We start from the raw sequence: 23,756 nt of genomic DNA, 5'->3' as shown, positions 1-23,756 counted from the left end.
GTGGGATCGGTGGGTGCGATAGGGTCTGGACATGCGCTTAGGTCGAATTGCGAGTCCCGACGGAGTGGCCTTCGTGTCCGTCGAAGGGGAGGGCGACGACGCTGTCGTCAAGGAGATCGCCGAGCATCCGTTCGGTACCCCGACGTTCACCGGTCGCTCCTGGAAACTGGCCGACGTCCGTGTGCTGGCTCCGATCCTGGCCAGCAAGGTGATCTGCATCGGCAAGAACTACGCCGCCCACGCGGCCGAAATGGGTGGTGAGGCGCCCGCCGACCCGGTGATCTTCATCAAACCCAACACCTCGATCATCGGTCCCGAAGTCCCGATCGTGCGCCCGCCGTCGTCGGAACGCGTCGACTACGAAGGCGAACTGGCCGTCGTCATCGGCCGCCCCTGCAAGGACGTCAAGGCCGCACAGGCCAAGGACGTCATCCTGGGTTACACGATCGCCAACGACGTGACCGCCCGTGATCACCAGAAGGCCGACGGTCAGTGGACACGTGGCAAGAGCTACGACACCTTCTGCCCACTCGGTCCCTGGATCGAGACCTCCTTCGATCCTTCCGATGTCGAACTCGTGACCGAGCTCGACGGAGAGGTCAAGCAGCGCACGCGGACGTCGTTGATGCTGCACGACATCGGCGAGATCGTCGAGTGGATCACGCGGATCATGACCCTGCTCCCCGGTGACGTGATCCTCACGGGCACGCCCGAAGGGGTGGGGCCGATGGTTGCCGGACAACGGGTCTCGGTGACCGTCAGCGGAATCGGAACGCTCTCCAACCCGGTGGTGGACAAGGCATGACAGCTCCCAGTACGGCACGCGTCAACGGCATCGACATCTCCTACAGCGTGGCCGGGAGCGGCCCGCTCGTCGTCATGGTGATGGGCACCGGAAGTCCCGGGCGCGTGTGGAAGGCCAATCAGGAACCGGCACTGGTGAAGGCGGGTTACACCGTCGTCACCTTCGACAACCGCGGCATCGCCCCGTCGTCGGAATGTGCGGAGGGTTTCAGCCTCGACGACATGGTCGCCGACACCGCCGCGCTCATCGAGCATCTGGGTCGCGGTCCGGCGATCGTCGTGGGCACCTCGTTGGGCGCGCGGATCACCCAGGAACTCGCCCTGGCGCGGCCCGACGTCGTCAAGGCTGCCGTCCTGATCGCCACCTACGGTCGCAACACCCCGCTACAGGAAGCGATCTCGGCCGGTGAGCGCGCGCTCTACGACAACAAGATCAAGCTGCCGCCGGAGTACGAGGCCGCCATCACCGCTCATCTCAACCTGTCGCCGCACACCCTCGACGACGACCGCTCCGCCCGGGATTGGCTCGACATCATCAGTTTCTCGCCGCAGACGATCACCCCGGGGGTGCGTGCGCAGCTCGAACTCCACAACAAGGAGTCCGACCGACTCTCCGCCTACCACAACATCACCCGCCCGACGCTGGTCGTCGGGTTCGCCGACGACCGCACGTTGCCGCCGAAGTTGGCTCGCGAGGTGGCCGAGGCGATTCCGGGTGCGGAGTACGTACAGATCGAACGTGCCGGGCATTTCGGCTATCTCGAACAACCGGCCGAGGTGAACCGCGTGCTCGTCGACTTCTGCGGGCGGTTCCGGGACTGAACGCGCCGGTCAGGGCCTGAGGCGGTTTCGATACCCTGAAGGTCATGACCAGTAGTGAAGCCGTACGAGTCCGATTCTGCCCGTCCCCGACCGGTACACCCCATGTGGGACTCGTGCGGACCGCGCTGTTCAACTATGCCCAGGCGCGTCACGACGGCGGAACCTTCGTGTTCCGCATCGAGGACACCGACTCCTCGCGCGACAGCGAGGAGTCGTACCAGGCGATCCTCGATGCCCTGCGTTGGCTCGGAATGGACTGGGACGAGGGCCCCGAGGTCGGTGGCCCCTACGGCCCCTACCGCCAGTCGGAGCGCCGTGAGATCCACGCCGACGTCGTCGCACGCCTGCTCGAGGCGGGGGAGGCCTACGAGGCCTTCTCCACCCCCGAGGAGGTCGAGGCGCGGCACAAGGCTGCCGGTCGCGATCCCAAGCTCGGTTACGACAACTTCGACCGCGACCTCACCGACGAACAGCGGGAGGCCTACCGCGCCGAAGGTCGCAAACCGGTTGTGCGCCTGCGTATGCCAGACACCGATCTCACCTGGGACGACCTCGTCCGCGGCACCACGACGATCAAGGCCGGCACCGTTCCCGACTTCGCGCTGACCCGCGCATCGGGCGACCCGCTGTACACGTTGGTCAACCCGGCCGATGACGCCATGATGAAGATCACCCACGTCCTCCGCGGCGAGGACCTGCTCTCGTCGACGCCGCGGCAGCTCGCGCTGTACGAGGCGCTCATCCGTATCGGCGTCGCCGACTTCGTGCCGAAGTTCGCCCATTTGCCGTTCGTGATGGGCGAGGGCAACAAGAAGCTGTCCAAGCGCGACCCCCAGTCGAACCTCTTCCATCACCGCGACCGCGGGTTCATCCCCGAGGGTCTGCTCAACTACCTGGCCCTCCTCGGCTGGGGGTACTCGAGCGACACCGACGTCTTCTCGCTCGACGAGATGATTGCGGCTTTCGATGTGCGACAGGTCAATTCGAACCCGGCGCGCTTCGACCAGAAGAAGGCCGACGCGATCAACGCCGAGCACATCCGCCGGCTCGAACCCGGTGACTTCACCGCGCGTCTCAAGGATTTCCTCATCGGTCACGGCCATCTGTCGGAGCCGGTCGACGATGTGAGTTTCGCCGCACTGGCCGAGTTGGTCCAGACGCGTATCCAGGTCCTCGGCGACGCCTGGGACCTCATCAAGTTCGTCTATGTGTCCGACGACGACTTCACCATCGACGAGAAGGCCGCGAGCAAGAACCTGGGCGCCGACGCGGTGGCCGTTCTCGACGCCACGATCGCCGCCATCGAGCCGTTGGCCTCCTGGGCCACCCAGGAGCTGCAGGACGCGCTCAACGCGGCTCTGGTGGACGGTATGGAGCTCAAACCGCGTAAGGCGTTCGGTCCGGTGCGGGTCGCCGTCACCGGTTCGCAGGTGAGTCCGCCGCTCTTCGAGTCGATGGAGATCCTGGGTCGCGAGAAGACCCTCGCGCGCCTCGCCGCAGCTCGTGAGATCGCCGCAAATTAGCCCTCTGAACTGCATGTTTGTGGACTTCCGGTAACCCTTTGCTATTGTCTTTCTCGGCACTTTTCCTCAGGGAAAAGGGAAGTCCATGGGGTATGGTGTAATTGGCAACACAGCTGATTCTGGTTCAGCCATTCTAGGTTCGAGTCCTGGTACCCCAGCGAACTGAAGAAGATCGACACCGCGAGGTTCGATCGCTGGAAGTTCCTTGGCCCCGTCGTCTAGCGGCCTAGGACGCCGCCCTCTCAAGGCGGTAGCGCGGGTTCGAATCCCGTCGGGGCTACAGAAGCTCCCTCTTCCTGCTCACCGCGGGAGGGGGGAGTTTTTCACTGCAAGGTGAGTGCGGCCGGACCCATGCTAGGGTCTGGTTCGCCGGAAAGTTCCAAGGCCCCGTCGTCTAGCGGCCTAGGACGCCGCCCTCTCAAGGCGGTAGCGCGGGTTCGAATCCCGTCGGGGCTACAGAAACACCCTCCCTCTGCACTGCAGGGGGAGGGTGTTTTTCTTTGTGCCGCAATGCAGCTCGCCCGTGTTGCGATGTGATGATCGCTACACGGGCGAGCTGTCGGCTTCGAGAGTCGCGTTACAGGTACTGAGCGGTACTTCCCGACGCCGGCATCTCCGGGATGCCGAGCTTGCGGTGATCCCACGAGCGCGTGCGTGAGGGCACCAGTCGGACCGCCACACGCTTGTGCATCATCTGCTCGACGAAGGGGCGCGATTCCTCGGTGTAGGGAGCTGTGTAGCGCTCCCAGACGCTGATCCCGACCTTCAGGCACGAGTCGGGGTCGTCGAGGATCTCCGCGGTCCCTTCGAAGCTCACGCCGCGCAGGGTGTCGTAGGTGTCGCCGTCCTCGATCATCACCGTGCACCGGTTGTTGCGGCGGAGATTGACCGCCTTCTGCGACTTCGCCTTCGTCTCGAACCAGATCTCGCCGTCGATGACGCCGTACCACATGGCGACGAGATGGATGCCGCCGTCGGGGCCCGTCGTGGCGAGGGTGGCCGTGCGGCTGCGCGCGACGAATCCCTCGATCTCGGCGTCGGACATGACGATCTGATTGCGTTGGTTGACTCCCATGTGACGAAGCTATCCGACGGACCCGTCGCACGGAACGGTCACGATGGGGATCGGCAGTGACGGTGGCTCAAGCGCGGGAGGTCTGCAGCCGCTTGTGGATCGCGTCCGCGGCGGCGAGGAGATCGGCGGCCCAGCGGGCGCCCGGGCGTCGGCCCATGCGGTCGATGGGGCCGGACACCGAGATCGCCGCGACGACGTCGCCGTTGCCGTCGCGCACGGGCGCCGAGACGCTCGCCACGCCCGCGGCGCGTTCGCCGGCACTCTGGGCCCAGCCGCGGCGTCGGATCTCGTGCAGCGCCCGCTCGCTGAACACGCTGTCGTGCAAGAGGGCGCGCTGCGTCGCGGGGTCGGCCCAGGCGAGCAGGACCTTGGCCGCGGAGCCGGCGCTCATCGGGAAGCGTGTTCCGACGGGCACGGTGTCGCGGAGTCCGGTGGGCGGTTCCATCGCTGCGACGCACACCCGCTCGGCGCCCTCGCGCCGGTAGACCTGAACGGATTCGCCGGTGATGTCGCGGAGTCGGGGGAGGACCATCAGGGCCGACTCGGTCACGGGATCATGGGCGGATGCGGCGAGTTCGGCGAGCGCCGGTCCCGGCTGCCAGCGGCCGGTGACATCGCGTGCGAGGAAGCGGTGTGTCTCGAGGCCGACCGCCAGTCGGTGGGCCGTCGCGCGCGGAAGTCCGGTCCGCTCGCACAACTCCGAGAGGTTGCACGGGGCCTCCGCAATGGCATGGAGCACAGCCACGGATTTGTCGAGTACGCCGATTCCGCTGCTGACCCCGAATGCGCTATCCTTTCCCATAGGACGATACTAGCTGTCCAAATAGTGAGATGCACGTTTTCATCGCGAGATGGTCGTGCACCGTCCGCCGAACCCGAGAAGATATCGAGTGCAGCCATGAGCAACAGCCCCGCCCAGCCGCTTACTCTCGCCGAGAAGGTCTGGCGCGACCACGTTGTCGTGCCCGGTGAAGCAGATGAGTCCGGAACCAGGAACCCGGACCTGATCTACATCGACCTCCATCTCGTGCACGAGGTCACCAGTCCGCAGGCCTTCGACGGCCTCCGGTTGGCGGGACGCCCCGTGCGGCGTCTCGATCTGACGATCGCCACCGAGGACCACAACGTCCCGACGATCGACATCGACAAGCCGATCGCCGACCCGGTGTCGCGCACCCAGGTCGACACCCTCCGCAAGAACTGCGAGGAGTTCGGTGTCCGGTTGCACCCAATGGGTGACACCGAACAGGGCATCGTGCACGTCGTCGGTCCGCAGCTGGGTCTGACGCAGCCCGGTATGACCGTGGTGTGCGGTGACAGCCACACGGCCACCCACGGCGCCTTCGGTTCGATCGCGATGGGCATCGGCACCAGCGAGGTCGAGCACGTCCTCGCGACCCAGACGCTTTCGCTGCGTCCGTTCAAGACGATGGCGATCAACGTCGACGGCGAACTGCCGCCCGGCGTCACGGCCAAGGACCTGATCCTGGCGATCATCGCGAAGATCGGCACCGGCGGCGGGCAGGGGTACGTCCTCGAGTACCGCGGCGAGGCGATCCGCAAGCTGTCGATGGAAGCCCGGATGACCGTGTGCAACATGTCGATCGAGGCCGGCGCCCGCGCCGGCATGATCGCCCCCGACGAGGTCACCTACGAGTTCCTCAAGGGCCGTCCGCACGCCCCGAAGGGTGCCGAATGGGATGCGGCTGTTGCCTATTGGGACAGCCTGCGCACCGACGAGGACGCCGTCTTCGACGCCGAGGTCCACATCGACGCCAGTGAGCTGACCCCGTTCGTCACCTGGGGAACCAACCCGGGGCAGGGTGCTCCGCTGGGAGCGACCGTTCCGAACCCCGCCGATTTCGGTGACGAGGTCGCGTCGAGCGCCGCCGCCAAGGCTCTGGAGTACATGGACCTGAAGCCCGGTACCCCGTTGCGTGACATCAAAGTCGACACGGTCTTCGTCGGATCGTGCACCAACGGCCGCATCGAGGACCTCCGCGCGGTCGCCGACGTCCTCAAGGGGCGCAAGCTCGCCGACGGCATGCGGATGCTCATCGTGCCCGGCTCGATGCGGGTGCGCGCCCAGGCCGAGGAAGAGGGTCTCGGGGAGATCTTCCTGAACGCCGGCGCCGAGTGGCGTCAGGCCGGTTGCTCGATGTGTCTGGGAATGAACCCGGATCAGCTCGCCCCCGGCGAGCGTTGCGCCTCGACGTCGAACCGCAATTTCGAAGGGCGGCAGGGCAAGGGCGGACGCACCCATCTGGTGTCGCCGGCCGTCGCGGCCGCCACCGCGATCCGCGGGACGCTGTCCGCTCCGGCCGATCTCGGTTGAGTAACCCCCAGACCACATTCCGAACAACTTCCGAACAGGGGCTTTGAAATGCAGCCGTTCACCGAACACACGGGCATTGGCGTCCCGCTGCGCCGCAGCAACGTCGACACCGACCAGATCATCCCGGCCGAGTACCTGAAGCGCGTGACCCGCACGGGCTTTGAGGACGGCCTGTTTGCCGGATGGCGCACGGATCCGGGCTTCATCCTCAACAACGAACCGTGGAGCAACGGCTCGGTGCTCGTCGCCGGTCCGGACTTCGGCACCGGCTCCTCGCGCGAGCACGCGGTGTGGGCACTGTCCGATTTCGGGTTCCGCGTGGTGATCTCGTCTCGTTTCGCCGACATCTTCCGCGGGAACGCGGGCAAGGCCGGTCTCGTCGCCGCCCAGGTCGAGCAGTCCGACGTCGAGCTGCTGTGGAAGCGTCTCGAGGAGAATCCCGGGATGGAAATCACGGTGAGCCTTGTCGATAAGACCGTCAACGCCGGAGACCTCGTGGTGCCGTTGGCAATTGATGACTACACGCGGTGGCGCCTGATGGAGGGTCTCGACGACATCGGATTGACGTTGCGCCAGGTAGACGCGATTTCCGAGTACGAATCGAAGCGCCCGTCGTTCAAACCGAGGACTCTCGCGGACTGACCCGCGACCCCTTTTCGGCCGCGCGAACGGCCGGGTCCCGCCGAAGCGGAGACCTTGTGAGCTGACATGCGATTTCGCAACACGGCGTCTTAATTGGCGTGGAAGATGGACGTTTTCAAATTCGACGTTTACCGTGTGTTGGTAGCTGGCCGAAAATCGGTCAGATCAGCTTGCGGAGGTACTCATGAACAAGGCGGAGCTCATTGATGAGCTGACCAAAAAGCTCGACGCGGATCGCAAGACTGCGACTGAAGCCGTCGAGCTCGTCGTCGACACGATCGTTCGCGCGGTCAACAAGGGCGAGAGCGTGACGATCACCGGCTTCGGCGTTTTCGAGAAGCGGAAGCGCGCACCGCGCGTCGCGCGCAACCCGCGCACCGGCGAAACCGTGAAGGTCCGTGCTACTTCGGTTCCCGCGTTCCGTCCGGGCGCTCAGTTCAAGGCCGTCGTGGCCGGCAAGCAGAAGCTCGCCGCCAACGGTCCGGCTGTGAAGCGCGGCAGCGGAACCACCGCGGCCAAGAAGGCGGCTCCGGCAAAGAAGACCGCTGCAAAGAAGGCCACCCCGGCGAAGAAGACTGCGGCCAAGAAGGCTCCGGCCAAGACCACGGCAGCGAAGAAGACCACCGCAGCCAAGAAGACCACGCCGGCGAAGAAGACCACCGCAGCCAAGAAGTCGACTACCGCGGCGAAGAAGACCACCGCGGCCAAGAAGGCGACTCCGGCCAAGAAGACCGCTGCAAAGAAGGCCCCGGCCAAGAAGACTGCGGCCAAGAAGGCTCCGGCCAAGAAGTCGACGCGTCGCTGAAAACCGGCCCGGTCAGGGCGAACCTCTCAGATCAACCCCTGGTGACTTCCCCGCCAGGGGTTGATCTGTGTCCGGGGGTCTTCGGTGCCGGATGTTCACTCCGGGGGTAGGGGACTCGCGATGTGATCGGCCGCAACGAGCCGACCGTCGTGGAGGGAGCACACCCATACGCTGCCCTTGCGGTTCGACGCCTTCGGCAGCGCGATCCCGTCCTGCGCGGCCCACCATTCCATGAGCGGTGGGATCACCTTCCCCTGGCTGCACACGGCCGGCGTGTCCGACATCTGCGATGCCAGCTCCCTGATGCGGCGTTGTGCTGCCGTCGGATTGGCGCGGTAGACCTCTTCGGAGAGGTCCGGTTCGCTTCGCACCTCGACCTCGAGGTGGGCCCGCAGGGGTTCGAGCGTCTGCTCGCAGCGGACCCGATCCGCGGCGTGAACCCGTCGGGCACCGAAGGCCAGCAGAAGCGGGACGAGGGCCGCGGCCTGCGTGCGGCCCACGGCGTCGAGCGGTCGGAGGCGGTCATCGCCCTTGTACCGAGAACGTCGACCCGCCTTGGCATGGCGCACCAGCAACAGGGTGTGCAGATCGGCCGGCAGTCGCGTGAACTCCCGCAGGACCTGACGATCCAGTTCGTGGCTCAGCGTCTCGCGCGCCTTCTCGACCGTGAGCCAGCGCAATTCGTCGACCTCGTCATCCGGGGTGAAACCGGCGTCGCTGCCGCGCGCCGACCAGTAGCGCACGTGTTTGCGGCCCGCCTCGACGTCGTAGTGGACATCGCCCAGGTGCCGCCCGAGGACGACGTGTTGTCCGGTCTCCTCGGCGATCTCGCGAACTGCGGTGTCGACGAGGGTCTCGCCGGACTCACCCTTGCCCTTGGGGATGGTCCAGTCGTCGTAGCGAGGCCGGTGGACGACGGCGATCTCCACGTCCTCCGTTGCCGTCGAGCCCGACGTCCCCGGACGCCAGACCACGGCGCCCGCCGCCCACACGTTCTTCGGCGAGTTCTTACCCATAGGTGATCACCGTCGGGAAAGAGCGCCCGGACCGGCCGGTCACGAATTGGTCTCCGGCCGACGACGATTGCGGTGCATCATCTGTCGTTGGTGATCGCGGACCTCTTCACCGGCGGCGGGGGAGGCCACCCAGCTGCCGTCGGTCTGCAGGACCCAACAACGGGTACGGGGGTCGAGCGCCGAGGCGAAGATGTCGTCGAGTTCGCCGGCGAGGCGTTTGTCGCGCACGTTCACCATCACCTCGACGCGACGATCGAGATTGCGATGCATCATGTCTGCGCTGCCGATCCAATACTCGTTCTGGGCACCGAAATGCAGAATCCGGGAGTGCTCGAGGAACTGGCCGAGGATCGATCGGACGTGGATGTTGTCGCTGACACCTTCCATCCCCGGTCGCAGGGCGCAGATGCCACGGACCACCACGTCGACCGGAACCCCGTTCTGCGAAGCGCGATAGAGCGCGTCGATCACCTGCTCGTCGACGAGCGCGTTCGCCTTCAGCCGCACGCGGGCACGGTCGTCGCCCGCGCGGAACAGCTCGATCTCGCGGTGGATGCGCTTGATGATCCCGGCCCGGATGCCCTGCGGGGCAACGAGGATGTTCCGGTACTCCTTCTTGCGGGAGTAACCGGTCAGCGTGTTGAACAGGTCGGTCAGGTCCGCGCCGATGTCGGGAGCGGCCGTCAGCAGGCCCACGTCCTCGTACAACCGCGCGGTCTTCGGGTTGTAGTTACCGGTGCCGATGTGGCAGTACCGCTTGATGGTCGAGCCCTCGCGTCGCACCACCAGACACGTCTTGCAGTGCGTCTTGAGACCCACGAGTCCGTAGACGACGTGCACGCCCGCCTGCTCGAGTTGGCGGGCCCACTTGATGTTGGCCTGCTCGTCGAAGCGGGCCTTGATCTCCACCAGCGCCACGACCTGCTTGCCTGCCTCGGCGGCGTCGATGAGCGCGTTGACGATCGGGGAGTCGCCCGAGGTGCGGTACAGCGTCTGCTTGATCGCGAGGACCTGGGGATCGGCTGCGGCCTGTTCGATGAAGCGCTGCACGCTCGTCGAGAACGAATCGTAGGGATGGTGCACGAGGACGTCGCCCTCACGCAGTGTCGAGAAGACGCTCTTGGGCGTCTCCCGCTCGCCGAACGCCGGATGCGTGCCCGGCACGAACGGGCGGTCCTTCAGATGCGGCCGGTCGAGGTCGTAGAGCTCGAAAAGCGAAGACAGATCGAGCAAACCGGGCACCTGGATCACGTCGGCCGGGTTCACGTCGAGTTCGCGCAGCAACAATTCGAGCATGTGCTCGCTCATGTCGTCGGCCACCTCGAGTCGCACCGGCGAACCGAACCGGCGTCGGGCGAGTTCCCGCTCGAGTGCCTGAAGGAGGTCCTCGTCGCGATCCTCTTCGACCTCGAAGTCGGCGTTGCGGGTGATCCGGAAGGCGTGATGCTCAACGACTTCCATACCCGGGAACAGGGTGCCCAGGTTGGCGGCGATGAGGTGCTCCATCGGGAGGAACACCGCCTGTTTGGGACGCCCGTCATCGGTGCCGCGGTAGGGCACGAGCTGATCGACCCGGATGAAGCGATTCACATTGTCGGGGACCTTCACTCGCGCGAAGTGTTCGCCGCTCTCGGTGACGTCCTTGACGGTCACCGCAAGGTTCAACGACAGGCCGCTGATGTAGGGGAACGGGTGAGCCGGGTCGACGGCCAGCGGCGTCAGCACGGGGAAGACCTCGTCCTGGAAGTAATCGACCATGCGGGCGCGCTGCTCGTCGGTCAACTGCGACCAGGAGACGACATAGATGTCATTGGCTGCCAACGCCGGCCGGACGGAGTCGAGGAACACGCGGGCATGACGGTCGGCGATGCTCTGTGTGCGCCCGGCGATGCGCATCAACTGTTCGCGCGGGGACAACCCGTCGGCGGACCGGACCGACAGACCCGTCTCGTCACGACGCTTCAGGCCGGCGACCCGCACCATGAAGAACTCGTCGAGGTTGGAGGCGAAGATGGCGAGGAACTTCGCGCGCTCGAGCAACGGCAGCGAGGTGTCCTCGGCGAGGGCCAGCACCCGGGAGTTGAAGTCGAGCCAACTCAATTCGCGGTTCAGGTACCGGTCCTCGGGCAGATCCGCGGATTCGTCGGGGACGAGGGTTGCGGCCGGCGGTGCATTGGGGATCGGCGTGGTCGTGACCGTCGTGGTCGTCGATGAGGTCTCGTCGGCAGGGCTCACCCGTCAATCATGGCCCAAACTCACCGCGCGTGGCATGGGTCGAAGGCCGGAACCTCGGCGCCGGCGGCTCGATGTCCGAATCTGCATGGTGCGACAGGCTGAATCGCGCACGTCAGATGCGTCGCAGAGCAACCGTCACAGACGACGCAGAGCGTCGGCGGTGTGGGGGCCGAGACCGAGTGAGCGGGCGGCGTCGAGATCGGTTGCCGTGTCGACGTCCGTCCGCAGATCGGTCCATCGCGTGTGCGCGGGGTCGAGTTCGACGGCCCCGGCGGCCCGGTGCGCCGCAGCCGATCCCGGGCCGAAACGCGGTGCGTCGTCGAATGCTCCGGGGTCGTCGGGGGTGAAGGTGCCGTGCAGCAGCACGGTGCCGCTCCCGTCGCGGTCGGTGAGGAAACTGAGGCGGTGTGCGGGTGCCTCGTGCAGGACCTCGCGCAGCGAGCCGCTCGTCGCAGCGGGCAGATCGGCCTGGACGAACACGACCCGTGTGGAATCGGGCCACGTCTCACGCGCCCACCGCGCACCGTGACCGAAGGCGACGTTGAGCCCCGAGCCCGCGGTCGGAGAGACCACCTCGGGCAGCCCATGGGTACCCGCGCGCTGCGCGGCGGCGAGTACGTCGTCGTCGGGGCTCACGACCACGACCCTCGAGACGCCGGCACCGCGCAACGCCTCGACGGTGTCGAGGAACATCGCGAGGACCAGCGAGCTGCGGGTCGTCGGGTCGTCGTGGCCGAAGGCGGTCGCCAGCGTGGCCGCCAGCCTCGACTTCGCACGATGCAGACTCTTGACCGCCAGTACGGCCGCGACCGTCGCCCCGCCGGCCGCGGGGCTCCCCGAGGCGGCGCTGAGGTCGACGCTCAGGTCGACGGCGCTGTGGTCCATGCTGACCATCATGGTCCACCGCGGGACCGTGGGTGACATTCCGGGTCGGTCAGCGGGGGAGTGGCATTAGGGTGGGCTGGTAGTCGTTCGGTCCGGTGAAACGGACCCGGGGCAGGAGGAGTGCGGTGCGCGCGGCGGTCATGGGTGCTGGTTCCTGGGGTACGGCGGTGGCGAAGGTCCTCGTCGACGCGGGGACCGAGACGGTCATCTGGGCGCGACGCGCCGAACTGGCCGATGCGATCAACTCCGAACACGTCAATCCGAACTATCTGTCGGACATCACGCTTCCCGGGGAACTCACTGCGACCAGCGACCCGGTCGAGGCCCTGAGCGGCGCCGACATCGTCGTCTGCGGGGTGCCGTCGCAGTCCCTGCGGGAGAACCTCAAGCAGTGGACCCCGCACATCGGCTCCGATGCGTCGCTGGTGTCGCTCGCCAAGGGCATCGAGACCAGCACGCTGCTGCGGATGAGCGAGGTCATCGCCGAGGTCACCGGCGTCGCCGACGACCGCATCGCCGTTCTCACCGGGCCCAACCTCGCGCACGAGGTCGCCGAAGGGCAGCCCGCGGCGACGGTCATCGCCTGCACCGACGAGTCCCGTGCGGTCACCCTGCAGGGTGCCTTCAGCACTCGCTACTTCCGCCCGTACACCAACACCGACGTCATCGGCTGCGAGATCGGTGGCTCGGCGAAGAACGTGATCGCGCTGGCGTGCGGTATCGCGAGCGGCGTCGGCTTCGGCCAGAACACCCTCGCCACGATCATCACCCGCGGTCTCGCCGAGACCATCCGCCTCGGCGTTGCCGTCGGCGCGGAGATCGAGACGCTCGCCGGACTCGCGGGTGTGGGCGACCTGGTCGCGACCTGTTCGTCCCCGCTGTCGCGGAACCGGACCTTCGGCGCCCGGCTGGGCGAGGGAGCGACGATGGCCGAGGCGCAAGCAGCCACCAACGGACAGGTCGCCGAGGGCGTGAAGTCGTGTTCGTCCGTGCGCGCGCTCGCCGAGAAGCATCAGGTCCCGATGCCGCTCACCGACGCGGTGCACAAGGTGTGCCACGACGGGCAGTCGGTCGCCGACGCCATCAACTCACTGCTCGGCCGCAGAGCCAAGCCGGAGATCTACCGGGACTGAGGCCGTCGAACCGGGGCCGCGGAATCCGACGGCAGGTCAGCCGAAGTCGAGTGGGCCGCGATCGAGGGTCTGGTCGATGAGACCCGAGATGTCGGTGATCGGACCGTTCCCGGCGTTCGACGGGACCCACAGCGCGACGTAGGGGCGATGGTCGACGCACACGTAGGCCTGACCGGAACCGTCGACGGTGTCGGTGATGAACCACTGCACACCGGCCTGGCCCGCGGCGTGGATCTCCTGGAGGTTGCTCGTCGGGGACAGTTCCGCCGGCCGGGTCACCCCACAGCGGAGAGTCAGATCGTCGCCGGACCCCTCCGCGGGCCAGGACGCCCGATCCCCGGAGATCTCCTTGTCGCCGAACCCCTCGAATGTCTGCGGCACCGCCTCGAGCAGTCGAGTGCAGTCCGCCGATGCGCTCCCGTCGGCCGCATAGGACTCGACGGGGTTCACCGTATCGGGGCGCAGAGCGGCGAACGCGATGAAACCTGCGATCACCATGATCGGGATGGCGACGAGGGTCGCGATGAGCGCAGGACTCAGCCGGGAATCGGTGCCGTAGCGTTCGTCGGCGGTGGGGTCCTCGGTGGCCACGGCGGCATCATCACCGGCAGAGTCGTCGGCAACCGGGTCGTCCGCCTTGTCGTCCACGGGATCCTGCGGGGTGTCATCCGAACCTGCTGACGTCACGCCACCACATTAGGAGCCATGGAGGTCCGGGCCGACGCCGGGACCTGCAGAACCGGACCTAGCGGATGTTGGAGACCACCGGGCAGGTCAAGGTGCGGGTGATCCCGTCGACCTTCTGGATCTGAGGGACCACGTTCTCGGTGAGCTGCGTGGCATCGGCGGCATCCACTCGGACGATCACGTCGTAGGGTCCGCTGACCTCTTCGGACGAGGCGACCCCCGAGATCTCGGCGATCGTCGCCGCTGCCAGGGCGGCTCTCCCGACCTCGGTCTGGATCAGTATGTATGCCTGAACCACGGACATCCTCTCCGTTTGTGCCCCATCGCCGACACGGCTGCCGAATCCGGCGGCCATGGCGCTGCGCGGCGAACAGCGTTCGCCGTGAGCCCAATACACTGTGGCACACATTGTCACCGACAAACCCGCTCGCGCGCGACTCAAAGCGGACCGGACGAGAGTGAGACCCGACAAGTGACCTCCGACGACGTCGGCAGAGACAGATCCGACTCCGTCGGCATAGACAGGTCCGACTCGGTCGGTATAGACAGGTCCGACTCCGTCGGGGAGATCGGCGAGCGGGCCGTGATCGCGGCACTCACTGCGGCGGCGACCGCAGCCGGACCGGCCGACGACATCGTGATCGGCTCGGGCGACGACGCAGCGGTCCTCGACATCGGCGGCTCGGCGGTCATCAGCACCGACACCGTGGTCGAGGGACGGCATTTCCGGTTCGACTGGTCGACGCCGCAGCAGATCGGTGCGCGGGCGGTGGTCCAGAGTTCGGCCGACGTCGCCGCGATGGGCGGCCGGACGACGGGGCTGGTGGTGTCCATCGCCTGCCCGGCTGCGACGCCCGTGGGTGTCATACTCGACCTCAACGACGGTGTCGTCGGCGCCGCCCACGCGCTGGGCGCACGTGTTCTCGGTGGCGACCTGGTGGCGGCGGAGCAGGTGGTCGTGAGCGTCACCGCGGTCGGGGCCCTCGAGGGTCGACGGCCGGTGTCCCTGGGTGGTGCCCGTCCCGGGGACGTGCTCGCCGTGAGTGGTTCGCTGGGCGCGAGCGCTGCCGGTCTCGCGGTGTTGTCCACGCCCGGCGTCGACGATTCGCAGTGGCCGGAAGTCGTTGCTCTACACCGTGTTCCGATGCCCGATCTGAGTCAGGGTCCCGTCGCGGCCGCTTCCGGAGCGCATGCGATGACCGACATCTCCGACGGTCTCGTCGAAGAGCTCATCACCATGTCGCGGGCCGCGGAGGTGGCCATGGTCGTCGAGGTGGACGCCGTACCGCGACGACCCGATCTGGCCCGGCTGGCAACGGAACTCGGAGCCGATGTGGACGAATGGGTTCTGACCGGCGGCGAGGATCATCACCTGCTCGCGGCCTTCGACGCCGCATCCGTGCCCGACGGGTGGACAGTGATCGGAACGGTCCGCACGGCCACATCATCGACCCCGGAGGTGTGGGTCGACGGTCGGCGCGTCGGTGGGCCCGACGGACCAGACTTGCACGGGTGGCAGTCGTTCGCCGCCCCGCGCGGATGATGTGCCGAATCCGTGCGGTTCCGCCACCGGAACCGCCGCGCTCCACGACACTGTGGACATGGACTCGCGATCCGATTCCGCTGGCGAGACATCGTCGTCGATCCTCCTCGCGACCGTCGTCAACCCGGCCGGACTGACGCTGGCGAAGACGGTCACCCCGGAACGCGTGCCGGTGTTCGCATCGGTCGGTCTCGGTGCCAGCCCGTCGTGGCACGCCTTCGCCATCGACCAGACCGGGATCGCGTTCAGCGACGACGTCGGGGTGGTGGGGGACCAGCGCATCCGGATCGATCTCGATGCGCGGGTGGATCTGGACCCGACGCTGAGTTGGGCGCCCGGAGAGTTCTTCGGCCTCACCGGGGATCCGGTGCCGCAGTGTGCCCGTGGCACCCTGCGACGTGTCGTCGCCGAACTGGCCGACGCCGGTCTGCACGCCATGGTGGGCCACGAACTCGAGTTCGTTCTCGTCGCCGCGGACGGGGCGCCGCTGCCGTCCGCCCCGTGGACCCCGTACGGCGCGGTCGGATTGCTGGAGTACGAGGAGTTCGTGCGGGACGTCCTCGTCTCGTGCCGTGCCGCGGGCATCACCGTCGAACAGTTGCATCCTGAGCACGCGCGATGGCAGTTCGAGGTCTCTCTCGGCCCGGCGGACCCCGTCACCGCCGCTGATCGGCTCGTGCTCTCGCGGCTCATCATCGGTCGCATCGCCCGCAAGCACGGTCTGCGCGCGAGCTTCTCGCCGAAGCCCTTCGCCGACGAAGCAGGATGCGGGGCCCATCAACATGTCTCGTTGTACCGCGGAGATCAGCCACTGTTCTCGGGCGGGCCCGACGCGGCCGGGATGACGCCCGACGGCGCGCACGCACTCGCCGGCATCGTCGATGCGCTCCTCGAACTGCAGGGTGTGCTGTGCGGCTCGGTGGTGTCCGGGCTGCGCATGCTGCCCGGTCAGTGGGCGGGCGCGCACGTCTGCTGGGGTGTGGAGAACCGCGAAGCGGCGGTCCGGCTGGTCCGCGCGGACTCGGCGCACGACGTGAGTGTTGCTGGAGCGCAGACGGATACGTCGAATACCCGGGGGCGAGGTGCCAACATCGAGGTGAAGATCACCGACCCGTCTGCGAACGTCTACTTCGCCACCGCCGCCATCCTCGGCGCGGCGGCGGCCGGAATCGAGCGGGAGGCCACCCTGCCGCCGGAGGTCGGTGTCGACCCGCGCACCCGTGCAGCCGGGGAACGAACACTGCTCTCCACCGACCAGGGGGAGGTCGTCGACCGGATGGACGTGTCGCCGCTGCTGCGCGGGATCCTGGGCGACCCGGCGGTCGATGCACTCGTGGCGGTCCGCCGGTACGAGGTCATCCACATACCGGATCACACCCCCGAAGCACTCGCCGAACGGTTCCGGCTGGCCTGGAGCGTGTGACCGGCGCGGGTGGGCACGGACCGCTGTCGGTACGTGGCTAGAGTCTCGGTATGGCGATCTACGCACTCGACGACCGCGAGCCGGTTCTGGGCAACGACACCTATGTCCATCCCGATGCGGTGGTGATCGGAGCCGTCTCTCTCGGCGACGGCGTCTCGGTGTGGCCGGGGGCCGTCCTGCGCGGCGACTACGGCACCATCACCGTCGGCGAGCGCAGCAACATCCAGGACGGCACGGTCATCCACTGCACCGTTTTCGAACCGACCGTGATCGGTGCGCGCTGCGTCGTCGGACACAACGCGCACATCGAGGGCGCGACCATCGGCGACGACTGCCTCATCGCCTCCGGGTCGGTGGTCCTCAACGGTTCGACGATCGGCAACGGCGCCATCGTCGGAGCCGGCGCCGTCGTCCCGTTCAAGTTCGACGTGCCGCCGCGCCGCATGGCTCTCGGCGTGCCCGCGCGCCTGCGGGAGAACTACGAGGTCCCCGAAGGCCACACCGACCTCAACAGCGAGATGTACTTCCAGAACGCCCAGTACTACCGCAAATCGCTGCGGCGACTCGACTGACCGAATGACCACACCGATGGGACCGATGGGGAGACCGGAGTGACCGCACCGACCAAACCGCTCGCCGAGATCATCGACCCCGGCTGGGCCGAGGCCCTCGCCCCGGTCGAGCCGATCATCACCGAGATGGGTCAGTTCCTGCGCAACGAGATCGCCGAGGGACGCCGCTATCTGCCCGCCGGGCAACACATCCTGCGGGCCTTCACCCGGCCGATCGACGACGTGCGCGTGCTCATCGTCGGGCAGGACCCGTACCCGACCCCGGGACATGCTGTCGGACTGAGCTTCTCCGTGGCCCCCGACGTACGTCCGATCCCGCGATCACTGGCCAACATCTACACCGAGTACTGCTCCGACCTCGGGTATCCGATGCCGAGCAACGGCGACCTCACCCCGTGGGCCGACAACGGCGTGCTGTTGCTGAACCGCGTTCTGACGGTCGCGCCCGGGGAGCCCGCGTCTCATCGCAAGAAGGGCTGGGAAACGGTGACCGAATGCGCGATCAAGGCGCTCGTCGCCCGCGACGAACCGCTCGTCGCGATCCTTTGGGGCAAGGACGCCGCCTCGCTGCAGGAATGGTTGCCCGACGTCCCGACCATCGTCTCCGCACACCCGTCCCCGCTGTCCGCATCGCGCGGATTCTTCGGATCGCGCCCGTTCAGCCGGGCCAACGAGGAACTCGCCGATCTCGGCGCCGACCCGGTGGACTGGCGGCTGCCCTGACCCTCGCTCCCTGAGGTGCGAGGAGCGATAGCGACGAGCCACGAAGGGCCTGGTGACGATACTCACCAGGCCCTTCGTGGCTCGCTTCGCTCGCACCTCAGGGAGCGAGGACGTGCTTCGCTCGCACCTCAGGGAGCGAGGACGTGCGTCGCTCGCATCGCCGGCGAGCTTGAAACTCAGCGGGTCTTGGCGAACTCCGGCGCGCGCTTGCCGACGAACGCGTCGACGCCTTCGGTGCCTTCGGGCAGCCCCGACCGCTCGGAGATGGAACGGCCCTCGAGGGCGAGCTGCTCGATGAGCGAGTTCTCCGACGAGACCGAGAGCAGGTGCTTGGTGCCCGAGTCGGCGGAGCGGGGTCCGGCGGCGATCTTCTCGGCGTTGGCGCGTGCCACCGCCTCGACGTCCTCGTCGGCGACGATCTCGGAGAAGATGCCCCAGTTCAGTGCGTCGTCGGCCGAGAGGACGCGGTCGGTGAGGATGATCTGGCGGGCCCGGGCGGCGCCGACCGCGCGGGGGAGGGTCCAGGTGAGCCCGCCGTCGGGGGTGAGGCCGATGCCGCGGTATGCGGGACGCAGCTTGGAGGAGGTGCCGCCGATCGCGACGTCGGCGTGCAGGACCAACGACATGCCGGCGCCGGCCGACCACCCCTTCGCGGCGGCGACGACCGGGATCTCGGCCTCGTACAGCGCCGTGACGAAGGCATGGAAGTTGTCGGCGATCTGGCGCAGGTAGGTGGGGCGATCGTCGGCTGCGGCGAAAGCGCGGACGTTGCCGCCTGCACAGAAGTTCTTGCCCGCACCGACGAGCAGCACCGCTCCCACGTCACGACGGCCGCGCGCCACCTCGCGCAGCGCCTGGGTGCCGGCGGCGATCCCGTCGTCGTCGAGGGAGTTGCCCGCGCCCGCAGCCGAAATCGCGATTGTCAGGACGCCGTCGGCCTCACTGACGAGAGCCGGGGCGTCGGGCTGGGTGGTGTCGGTGGCAGGGGATTGCGTGGAGGTCATGCGCGAAACATTATCCCGCGCACACCAAAGACCCGACGCCGGGGAGCTTGCGCTCGGTGGCATCGGGTCTTGTGCTCTCGGAACCCCGGATCACCCGCATGCGGGTGACGGAAGATCAGACAGCTGCGGTCTTGCCGGCCTTCAGGCAGGAGGTGCAGACGTTCTTACGCTTGCGGTTGCCCGGGGCGACCTCGACGCGAACAGACTGGATGTTCGGGTTCCAGCGGCGGTTGGTACGGCGGTGCGAGTGAGACACCGACTTGCCGAAGCCCGGGCCCTTGCCGCAAATGTCGCAGACGGCAGCCATCGTCGAACTCCCTTGATAGATGAATATGGTCTTTGGTCAGCCTTCCGGATCGGCACCACCGGAAGGTGTGCGCGTGGACCGAAAGGCAACCCTGCAAGGATAACCAGCTCGGGTGGGAGTGACCAAATCCGGGTCGGAAGGCGCCATCCCGCGGTGCGGACGTCCCCGGGTCGTCGGGGGCGCCGAGTAACCTGACACACATCCTTCCAGCCGGTCCCGTCGGCCCGCGACCCAGCCCCGTCGTATGCCCACGTCAGAGCGAGAAAGAGTCACCGCGTGATCGCCCGCACCATCAACCCGCAGCTGCTGCGCGACTGGGCCCGTGTCTGTGTCGACCAGCTCGAGGAGTTCCGCGGCGAGATCAACGACCTCAACGTCTTCCCGATCCCCGATTCGGATACCGGCAGCAACATGCTCTTCACCATGCGTGCTGCCGCAGAGGCCGCCGACGCGGCACCGGATGACGCGACGTTGCCGCAGGTCGCCCGCGCGATGGCCGATGGTGCGGTGGCCCAGGCCCGCGGAAACTCCGGCATCATCCTGTCCCAGGTTCTCGTCGGCCTGGCCGACGGCGCAGAGATCCTCGGCGACACCGACTCCCTGACCTTCGGTGACCTGGCGTCGCTCGGCCTGCGCCTGGGATCGCTCGCAGCGACCCGCGCGGTCAGTGAGCCCCGCGAGGGCACGGTGCTGACCCTCGTGCGGGTGGCCGCCGAGTCGGCCGCCGCACATGAGAAGGAGACCGCCGCCGACATCGTCCGGGCCGTCGCCGACGACTGCGCCGAGGCGCTCGAACGCACACCGGAACAGTTGTCGGTGCTCGCCTCCGCGGGCGTCGTCGACGCGGGCGGGCGCGGTTTCCTCGTCATCGTCGACGCGATGGTCCGGGTGATCACCGGAGTGGCCAACCGCCGACGCCGCTACCGCGGCATCCTCACCGACAGCGCGACCCTCGGACACGGGGTCGATGACTCGTGCGTGGAGAGCAGCGATCAGGACTTCGAGGTCATGTACCTGCTCGACGGCGCGGCCGGTGAGCAGATCGCCCGACTCCGCGAGCGGCTGAACGAACTCGGCGACGCCGTGGTCATCGTCGGCGACAGTTCGAGCGGCGAGGGCGAGCGGTTCTCCGTTCACGTCCACACCTGCGAACCCGGTGCCGCTGTGGAGGCCGGTGCGGGACTGGGGCGCCTGTCGGACGTCCGCATCAGCTGCTTCGCGTTGGATGCCATTCGCGCACAAGCTGATTCGAACGAGCCTCCGCCCCGGCACAAGCGGGCGGTGGTCGCGGTCGCATCCGGCGAGGGGGCTGCCGACCTCTTCGCCGAGGCCGGGGCCACCGTACTCCGCGCCGACGACGGACTGACCGCACATGCGTTGGGGCAGGCGATCCGCGACACCGACAGTGCGCACGTGGTCGTGATGGCCAACGGCGCTCTCAGTTCTCAGGATCTCGTCACCGTCACCACCGACGTGCGTTCGACGCAGCGGTCGGTGCTGATGCTCCCGACGTCGTCGATGACCCAGTGCCTGGCCGCGCTCGCCGTGCACGACCCGAGCGAGATCCCGGATGTCGACGCCTATGCGATGGCCGAGGCCGCCGCCGGTGCGCGGTGGGGATCGCTGCAGCTCGCGACCACCAAGATGATGACGCTGGCCGGGATGTCGGAGGTCGGGGATGTCCTGGGACTCATCGGCGACGACGTCCTGGTGGTGGCGCCCGATCAGACCTCCGCGGGTACCGCACTGATCGACCTGATGCTCGCGACCGGTGGTGAACTGGTGACCGTGCTCGCGGGAACCGACGTCGACGAGGACGCGCTCGAGGCCGTCGGCGAACAGATGCGCCGCAACTACCCGGGCATCGAGCTCGCGGTCTACCGGACCGGGCAGCACAGCGATCTGCTGCAGGTGGGTGTGGAGTGAACGAGCTGGCCCTCGCGGATTCGCTGTCCGACGTCCTCGGTGCCAAGCCTGCCGAGAAGCTCGCGGGACTGGGTGTGACCACGGTCGGCGAACTGTTGCGCTACACACCGCGCCGGTACATCCGGCGGGGTCTCGTGGCCGACCATCAGCGACCCGAACCGGGGGAGTGGCTCACCATCGTCGGCCGGATCACCAAGGCCGACCTGATCCAGATGAAGAGCCGTCGCGGCCAGTTCCTCAAGGTCAAGGTCACCGATGACAACGAGGTCTACGAGGCGAGCTTCTTCAACCCGAAGTTCATCCGGCATCAGCTGCGCCCCGGAGCCCGGGTGATGATGGCCGGCACGGTCAAGTACTTCCGCGAGCAGATCCAGTTGTCGCATCCGGAGTGGATGATCCTGCCCGACGGTGACCCCGAGATCGAGGACCATGTCGTCGGCTCCAAGATGCTGACCGAGATGTACGCGGTCGAGGAGGAGATCGCCAAAGAAGAGGGGGTACATCCGGTCGTCGCGATGTTCGACCGCGAGATCCTGCCGATGTACCCGGCCACCAAAGAGGTTCAGACCTGGGACATCCTGGGTGCGGTGCGGCGAGTTCTGGATCACTGCGCGCCGATCCCCGACGCGTTGACCGATGCGCAGCGTCGAGAGCGCGGACTCGTCTCGACCGACGAGGCGATCCGTAGGATTCATCTGCCCGACTCCGAGGACGACGTGAAGGTCGCCTCGTATCGGCTGAAATTCGATGAGGCGCTGGCGATCCAGACGGTGCTCGCCCAGCGGCGCCTCGCGGGTCGCAGCGAGTCGGCGCCGCCGTGCCCGCACGTGCCCGGCGGCCTCGAAGACAAGCTGCGCGAGCGCCTTCCGTTCACGCTCACCGAGGGTCAGGTCGCGGTGGGCGAAGAACTGGCCGAGGACCTCGCGCTCGCCCAACCGATGTCCCGGCTGCTGCAGGGTGAGGTGGGTTCCGGTAAGACCCTCGTCTCCCTGCTCGCGATGCTGCGGGTCGTCGACAACGGATATCAGTGTGCGATTCTCGCGCCCACCGAGGTGCTTGCCGCACAGCATCACCGGACGATGAAGAAGATGCTCGGTGATCTCGCCGAGGGTGGCGAGTTGACCGCGGCCGAGGGGGCGACCCGGATCGCCCTGCTGACGGGATCGATGAAGACCAAGGGTCGGCGCGAGACGCTGCTCGACGTGGTGACCGGTTCCGCGGGCATCGTCATCGGCACCCACGCCCTCCTGGAGGAGAAGGTCGAGTTCTTCGACCTCGGCCTCGTCGTGATCGACGAACAGCACCGTTTCGGTGTCGAGCAGCGTGATGTGTTGCGCAACAAGGGCCGTGACGGTCGCATCCCGCACTTCCTGGTGATGACCGCGACCCCGATCCCGCGCACCGTCGCGATGACCGCCTTCGGCGACCTCGAGACGTCGGTCCTGCGTGAGCTGCCCCGCGGCCGTCAACCCATCTCGACGTCGGTGGTGCCGATGGGCCGGCAGAACTGGGTCGACCGGGTGTGGTCGCGTGCCAACGAGGAGATCGACGCCGGCCGCCAGGTCTACGTGGTTTGTTCGCGCATCGGCGACGACGACTCCCCGGAACCCGAACCCGGTCGCGATGGCGAGAAGGGGCCGAAGACGACGTCGGTGGTCGAGCAGTACGAGGCCCTCGTGGCGGGTCCGTTCGCGCATCGCCGGGTCGAGATGCTGCACGGCCGTCTGGCGCCGGAGGAGAAGGCCGAGATCATGGACGCGTTCGGCCGCGGTGAGGTCGATGTCCTGGTGTCCACCACCGTCATCGAGGTCGGCGTGGACGTCCCCAACGCCACCACGATGGTCATCGTCGACGCCGAGCGGTTCGGAGTCAGTCAGCTCCATCAGCTGCGCGGTCGCGTCGGCCGTGGTCAGCATGCAGGCCTGTGTCTGCTGATGACCAACAGCAACGAGATCTCCCAGTCGATGCAGCGTCTGCGCGCGGTCGCCGGATCGAACGACGGCTTCGAACTCGCCCGCGTCGACCTCGAACAGCGCCGCGAGGGTGACCTGCTCGGCTCGCTGCAGTCCGGTGTCAACACCTCGCTGCGGTTCCTCTCGCTGCTCGAGGATGTCGAGGTCATCGAGGATGCGCGCGGACTCGCCGAGGAGGTGGTGAGCGAGGACATCACGCTGCTGCACCACAGCCCGCTGGCCGATCTCGTCGACGGGATTCTGGTCCCGCAGAAGATCGCGTATCTCGACAAGTCCTGATCTGGGCTGGTGTTCCCGCCCTCTGCTCCCTGAGGTGTGAGGAG

At 67.3% G+C, this 23,756-nt stretch carries 22 protein-coding genes and 3 tRNA genes; 16 read left to right on the top strand and 9 right to left on the bottom strand.

Annotation, left to right across the window (positions count from 1 at the left end; translation table 11 throughout):
* Nucleotides 1-31: 31 nt before the first annotated feature.
* The 6 genes from M1L58_RS20735 (at nucleotide 32) to M1L58_RS20710 (ending at nucleotide 3,605) form a co-directional block, all read left to right on the top strand.
* The gene (locus tag M1L58_RS20735; protein ID WP_006865713.1) at nucleotides 32-805 is read left to right on the top strand and encodes a fumarylacetoacetate hydrolase family protein; all 774 of its coding nucleotides are present in this window, start codon (nucleotides 32-34) and stop codon (nucleotides 803-805) included.
* Nucleotides 802-1,626 (top strand): alpha/beta fold hydrolase, encoded by an 825-nt coding sequence (locus M1L58_RS20730; protein WP_248660327.1) that lies wholly within the window; start codon nucleotides 802-804, stop codon nucleotides 1,624-1,626. The genes M1L58_RS20735 and M1L58_RS20730 overlap by 4 nt, the downstream gene beginning before the upstream one ends.
* 44 nt (nucleotides 1,627-1,670) lie before the next feature.
* The gene (gltX, locus tag M1L58_RS20725; protein ID WP_248660326.1) at nucleotides 1,671-3,149 is read left to right on the top strand and encodes a glutamate--tRNA ligase; all 1,479 of its coding nucleotides are present in this window, start codon (nucleotides 1,671-1,673) and stop codon (nucleotides 3,147-3,149) included.
* Between the two features lie 86 nt (nucleotides 3,150-3,235).
* Nucleotides 3,236-3,307 (top strand) — tRNA-Gln (locus M1L58_RS20720).
* Between the two features lie 49 nt (nucleotides 3,308-3,356).
* Nucleotides 3,357-3,429, top strand: a tRNA-Glu gene (locus M1L58_RS20715).
* 103 nt (nucleotides 3,430-3,532) lie between these two features.
* A tRNA-Glu gene (locus M1L58_RS20710) sits at nucleotides 3,533-3,605 on the top strand.
* 121 nt (nucleotides 3,606-3,726) lie between these two features.
* On the opposite strand, the gene M1L58_RS20705 is transcribed toward M1L58_RS20710, so the two are convergent.
* Complete coding sequence (locus M1L58_RS20705; protein WP_248660325.1) at nucleotides 3,727-4,224, bottom strand: PPOX class F420-dependent oxidoreductase; 498 nt, start codon at nucleotides 4,222-4,224, stop codon at nucleotides 3,727-3,729.
* A 67-nt stretch (nucleotides 4,225-4,291) separates the two neighbouring features.
* Complete coding sequence (locus M1L58_RS20700) at nucleotides 4,292-5,026, bottom strand: IclR family transcriptional regulator (RefSeq protein WP_006865717.1); 735 nt, start codon at nucleotides 5,024-5,026, stop codon at nucleotides 4,292-4,294.
* A 96-nt stretch (nucleotides 5,027-5,122) separates the two neighbouring features.
* Here M1L58_RS20700 and leuC point away from each other — a divergent pair, with 96 nt between their 5' ends.
* From leuC to M1L58_RS20685, 3 genes are all read left to right on the top strand, one after another.
* Entirely contained in the window at nucleotides 5,123-6,559 is a 1,437-nt protein-coding gene (gene leuC, locus M1L58_RS20695; protein WP_248660324.1) for a 3-isopropylmalate dehydratase large subunit, read from the top strand.
* 48 nt (nucleotides 6,560-6,607) lie between these two features.
* Nucleotides 6,608-7,201, top strand: a complete 594-nt coding sequence (gene leuD / locus M1L58_RS20690; RefSeq protein ID WP_248660323.1) for a 3-isopropylmalate dehydratase small subunit — start codon at nucleotides 6,608-6,610, stop codon at nucleotides 7,199-7,201.
* Between the two features lie 184 nt (nucleotides 7,202-7,385).
* Nucleotides 7,386-8,006 carry an HU family DNA-binding protein gene (locus tag M1L58_RS20685; RefSeq protein ID WP_006865720.1) on the top strand — a complete coding sequence of 207 codons (621 nt, stop codon included), beginning with the start codon at nucleotides 7,386-7,388 and terminating at the stop codon, nucleotides 8,004-8,006.
* Nucleotides 8,007-8,101: 95 nt separating this feature from the next.
* Here M1L58_RS20685 and M1L58_RS20680 read toward each other — a convergent pair whose 3' ends face one another.
* The 3 genes from M1L58_RS20680 to cofC form a co-directional block, all read right to left on the bottom strand.
* Nucleotides 8,102-9,022 carry an NUDIX hydrolase gene (locus M1L58_RS20680; RefSeq protein WP_006865721.1) on the bottom strand — a complete coding sequence of 307 codons (921 nt, stop codon included), beginning with the start codon at nucleotides 9,020-9,022 and terminating at the stop codon, nucleotides 8,102-8,104.
* Between the two features lie 39 nt (nucleotides 9,023-9,061).
* On the bottom strand, nucleotides 9,062-11,257 hold the full coding sequence (locus M1L58_RS20675; protein WP_006865722.1) for an RNA degradosome polyphosphate kinase: 2,196 nt from the start codon (nucleotides 11,255-11,257) through the stop codon (nucleotides 9,062-9,064).
* A gap of 135 nt (nucleotides 11,258-11,392) precedes the next feature.
* A complete protein-coding gene (gene cofC, locus M1L58_RS20670) occupies nucleotides 11,393-12,142 on the bottom strand; it encodes a 2-phospho-L-lactate guanylyltransferase (RefSeq protein ID WP_248660334.1) in 750 nt (249 codons plus the stop codon).
* Nucleotides 12,143-12,267: 125 nt separating this feature from the next.
* Between cofC and M1L58_RS20665 the strand changes: the two genes are divergently transcribed.
* A complete protein-coding gene (locus M1L58_RS20665) occupies nucleotides 12,268-13,275 on the top strand; it encodes an NAD(P)H-dependent glycerol-3-phosphate dehydrogenase (RefSeq protein WP_248660322.1) in 1,008 nt (335 codons plus the stop codon).
* A 36-nt stretch (nucleotides 13,276-13,311) separates the two neighbouring features.
* Here M1L58_RS20665 and M1L58_RS20660 read toward each other — a convergent pair whose 3' ends face one another.
* On the bottom strand, nucleotides 13,312-13,962 hold the full coding sequence (locus tag M1L58_RS20660; RefSeq protein ID WP_248660321.1) for a DUF3515 domain-containing protein: 651 nt from the start codon (nucleotides 13,960-13,962) through the stop codon (nucleotides 13,312-13,314).
* A 58-nt stretch (nucleotides 13,963-14,020) separates the two neighbouring features.
* Complete coding sequence (locus M1L58_RS20655; protein WP_248660320.1) at nucleotides 14,021-14,266, bottom strand: Lrp/AsnC ligand binding domain-containing protein; 246 nt, start codon at nucleotides 14,264-14,266, stop codon at nucleotides 14,021-14,023.
* 168 nt (nucleotides 14,267-14,434) lie between these two features.
* Between M1L58_RS20655 and M1L58_RS20650 the strand changes: the two genes are divergently transcribed.
* From M1L58_RS20650 to M1L58_RS20635, 4 genes are read left to right on the top strand one after another with little or no spacing between them, the layout of a single operon-like run.
* Entirely contained in the window at nucleotides 14,435-15,505 is a 1,071-nt protein-coding gene (locus M1L58_RS20650; RefSeq protein ID WP_374112771.1) for a thiamine-phosphate kinase, read from the top strand.
* A 58-nt stretch (nucleotides 15,506-15,563) separates the two neighbouring features.
* Nucleotides 15,564-16,928, top strand: a complete 1,365-nt coding sequence (locus tag M1L58_RS20645) for a glutamine synthetase family protein (RefSeq protein ID WP_248660319.1) — start codon at nucleotides 15,564-15,566, stop codon at nucleotides 16,926-16,928.
* Between the two features lie 50 nt (nucleotides 16,929-16,978).
* Entirely contained in the window at nucleotides 16,979-17,500 is a 522-nt protein-coding gene (locus M1L58_RS20640; protein WP_248660318.1) for a gamma carbonic anhydrase family protein, read from the top strand.
* Between the two features lie 39 nt (nucleotides 17,501-17,539).
* Nucleotides 17,540-18,223, top strand: a complete 684-nt coding sequence (locus tag M1L58_RS20635; RefSeq protein WP_006865730.1) for a uracil-DNA glycosylase — start codon at nucleotides 17,540-17,542, stop codon at nucleotides 18,221-18,223.
* A gap of 176 nt (nucleotides 18,224-18,399) precedes the next feature.
* Here the strand turns inward: M1L58_RS20635 and M1L58_RS20630 are convergent, their stop codons facing one another.
* Complete coding sequence (locus M1L58_RS20630; protein ID WP_248660317.1) at nucleotides 18,400-19,227, bottom strand: enoyl-CoA hydratase/isomerase family protein; 828 nt, start codon at nucleotides 19,225-19,227, stop codon at nucleotides 18,400-18,402.
* A gap of 115 nt (nucleotides 19,228-19,342) precedes the next feature.
* A complete protein-coding gene (gene rpmB, locus M1L58_RS20625) occupies nucleotides 19,343-19,534 on the bottom strand; it encodes a 50S ribosomal protein L28 (protein ID WP_004023092.1) in 192 nt (63 codons plus the stop codon).
* 276 nt (nucleotides 19,535-19,810) lie between these two features.
* On the opposite strand from rpmB, the gene M1L58_RS20620 reads away from it, so the two are divergent.
* Together M1L58_RS20620 and recG are read left to right on the top strand one after the other, a co-directional pair.
* On the top strand, nucleotides 19,811-21,460 hold the full coding sequence (locus M1L58_RS20620; protein ID WP_248660316.1) for a DAK2 domain-containing protein: 1,650 nt from the start codon (nucleotides 19,811-19,813) through the stop codon (nucleotides 21,458-21,460).
* Complete coding sequence (gene recG, locus M1L58_RS20615) at nucleotides 21,457-23,712, top strand: ATP-dependent DNA helicase RecG (protein WP_248660315.1); 2,256 nt, start codon at nucleotides 21,457-21,459, stop codon at nucleotides 23,710-23,712. Before M1L58_RS20620 ends, recG begins: the two co-directional genes overlap by 4 nt.
* The last annotated feature ends 44 nt before the right edge of the window (nucleotides 23,713-23,756 follow it).

The sequence above is a fragment of the Gordonia sp. C13 genome (genome assembly GCF_023218005.1).
In the GTDB taxonomy this organism is placed as follows: Bacteria; Actinomycetota; Actinomycetes; order Mycobacteriales; family Mycobacteriaceae; genus Gordonia; species Gordonia namibiensis.
The sequence above is the reverse complement of the archived record's forward strand: the minus strand, read 5'-3'. Positions and strand labels throughout refer to the sequence as shown.

Excerpts from the sequence above, each read along its gene's own strand:
- M1L58_RS20735 (WP_006865713.1), top strand. The coding sequence starts at position 32 with ATGCGCTTAGGTCGAATTGCGAGTCCCGACGGAGTGGCCTTCGTGTCC.
- M1L58_RS20730 (WP_248660327.1), top strand. The coding sequence starts at position 802 with ATGACAGCTCCCAGTACGGCACGCGTCAACGGCATCGACATCTCCTAC.
- gltX (WP_248660326.1), top strand. The coding sequence starts at position 1,671 with ATGACCAGTAGTGAAGCCGTACGAGTCCGATTCTGCCCGTCCCCGACC.
- M1L58_RS20705 (WP_248660325.1), bottom strand. The coding sequence starts at position 4,224 with ATGGGAGTCAACCAACGCAATCAGATCGTCATGTCCGACGCCGAGATC.
- M1L58_RS20700 (WP_006865717.1), bottom strand. The coding sequence starts at position 5,026 with ATGGGAAAGGATAGCGCATTCGGGGTCAGCAGCGGAATCGGCGTACTC.
- leuC (WP_248660324.1), top strand. The coding sequence starts at position 5,123 with ATGAGCAACAGCCCCGCCCAGCCGCTTACTCTCGCCGAGAAGGTCTGG.
- leuD (WP_248660323.1), top strand. The coding sequence starts at position 6,608 with ATGCAGCCGTTCACCGAACACACGGGCATTGGCGTCCCGCTGCGCCGC.
- M1L58_RS20685 (WP_006865720.1), top strand. The coding sequence starts at position 7,386 with ATGAACAAGGCGGAGCTCATTGATGAGCTGACCAAAAAGCTCGACGCG.
- M1L58_RS20680 (WP_006865721.1), bottom strand. The coding sequence starts at position 9,022 with ATGGGTAAGAACTCGCCGAAGAACGTGTGGGCGGCGGGCGCCGTGGTC.
- cofC (WP_248660334.1), bottom strand. The coding sequence starts at position 12,142 with ATGGACCACAGCGCCGTCGACCTGAGCGTCGACCTCAGCGCCGCCTCG.
- M1L58_RS20655 (WP_248660320.1), bottom strand. The coding sequence starts at position 14,266 with ATGTCCGTGGTTCAGGCATACATACTGATCCAGACCGAGGTCGGGAGA.
- M1L58_RS20645 (WP_248660319.1), top strand. The coding sequence starts at position 15,564 with ATGGACTCGCGATCCGATTCCGCTGGCGAGACATCGTCGTCGATCCTC.
- M1L58_RS20640 (WP_248660318.1), top strand. The coding sequence starts at position 16,979 with ATGGCGATCTACGCACTCGACGACCGCGAGCCGGTTCTGGGCAACGAC.
- M1L58_RS20630 (WP_248660317.1), bottom strand. The coding sequence starts at position 19,227 with ATGACCTCCACGCAATCCCCTGCCACCGACACCACCCAGCCCGACGCC.
- rpmB (WP_004023092.1), bottom strand. The coding sequence starts at position 19,534 with ATGGCTGCCGTCTGCGACATTTGCGGCAAGGGCCCGGGCTTCGGCAAG.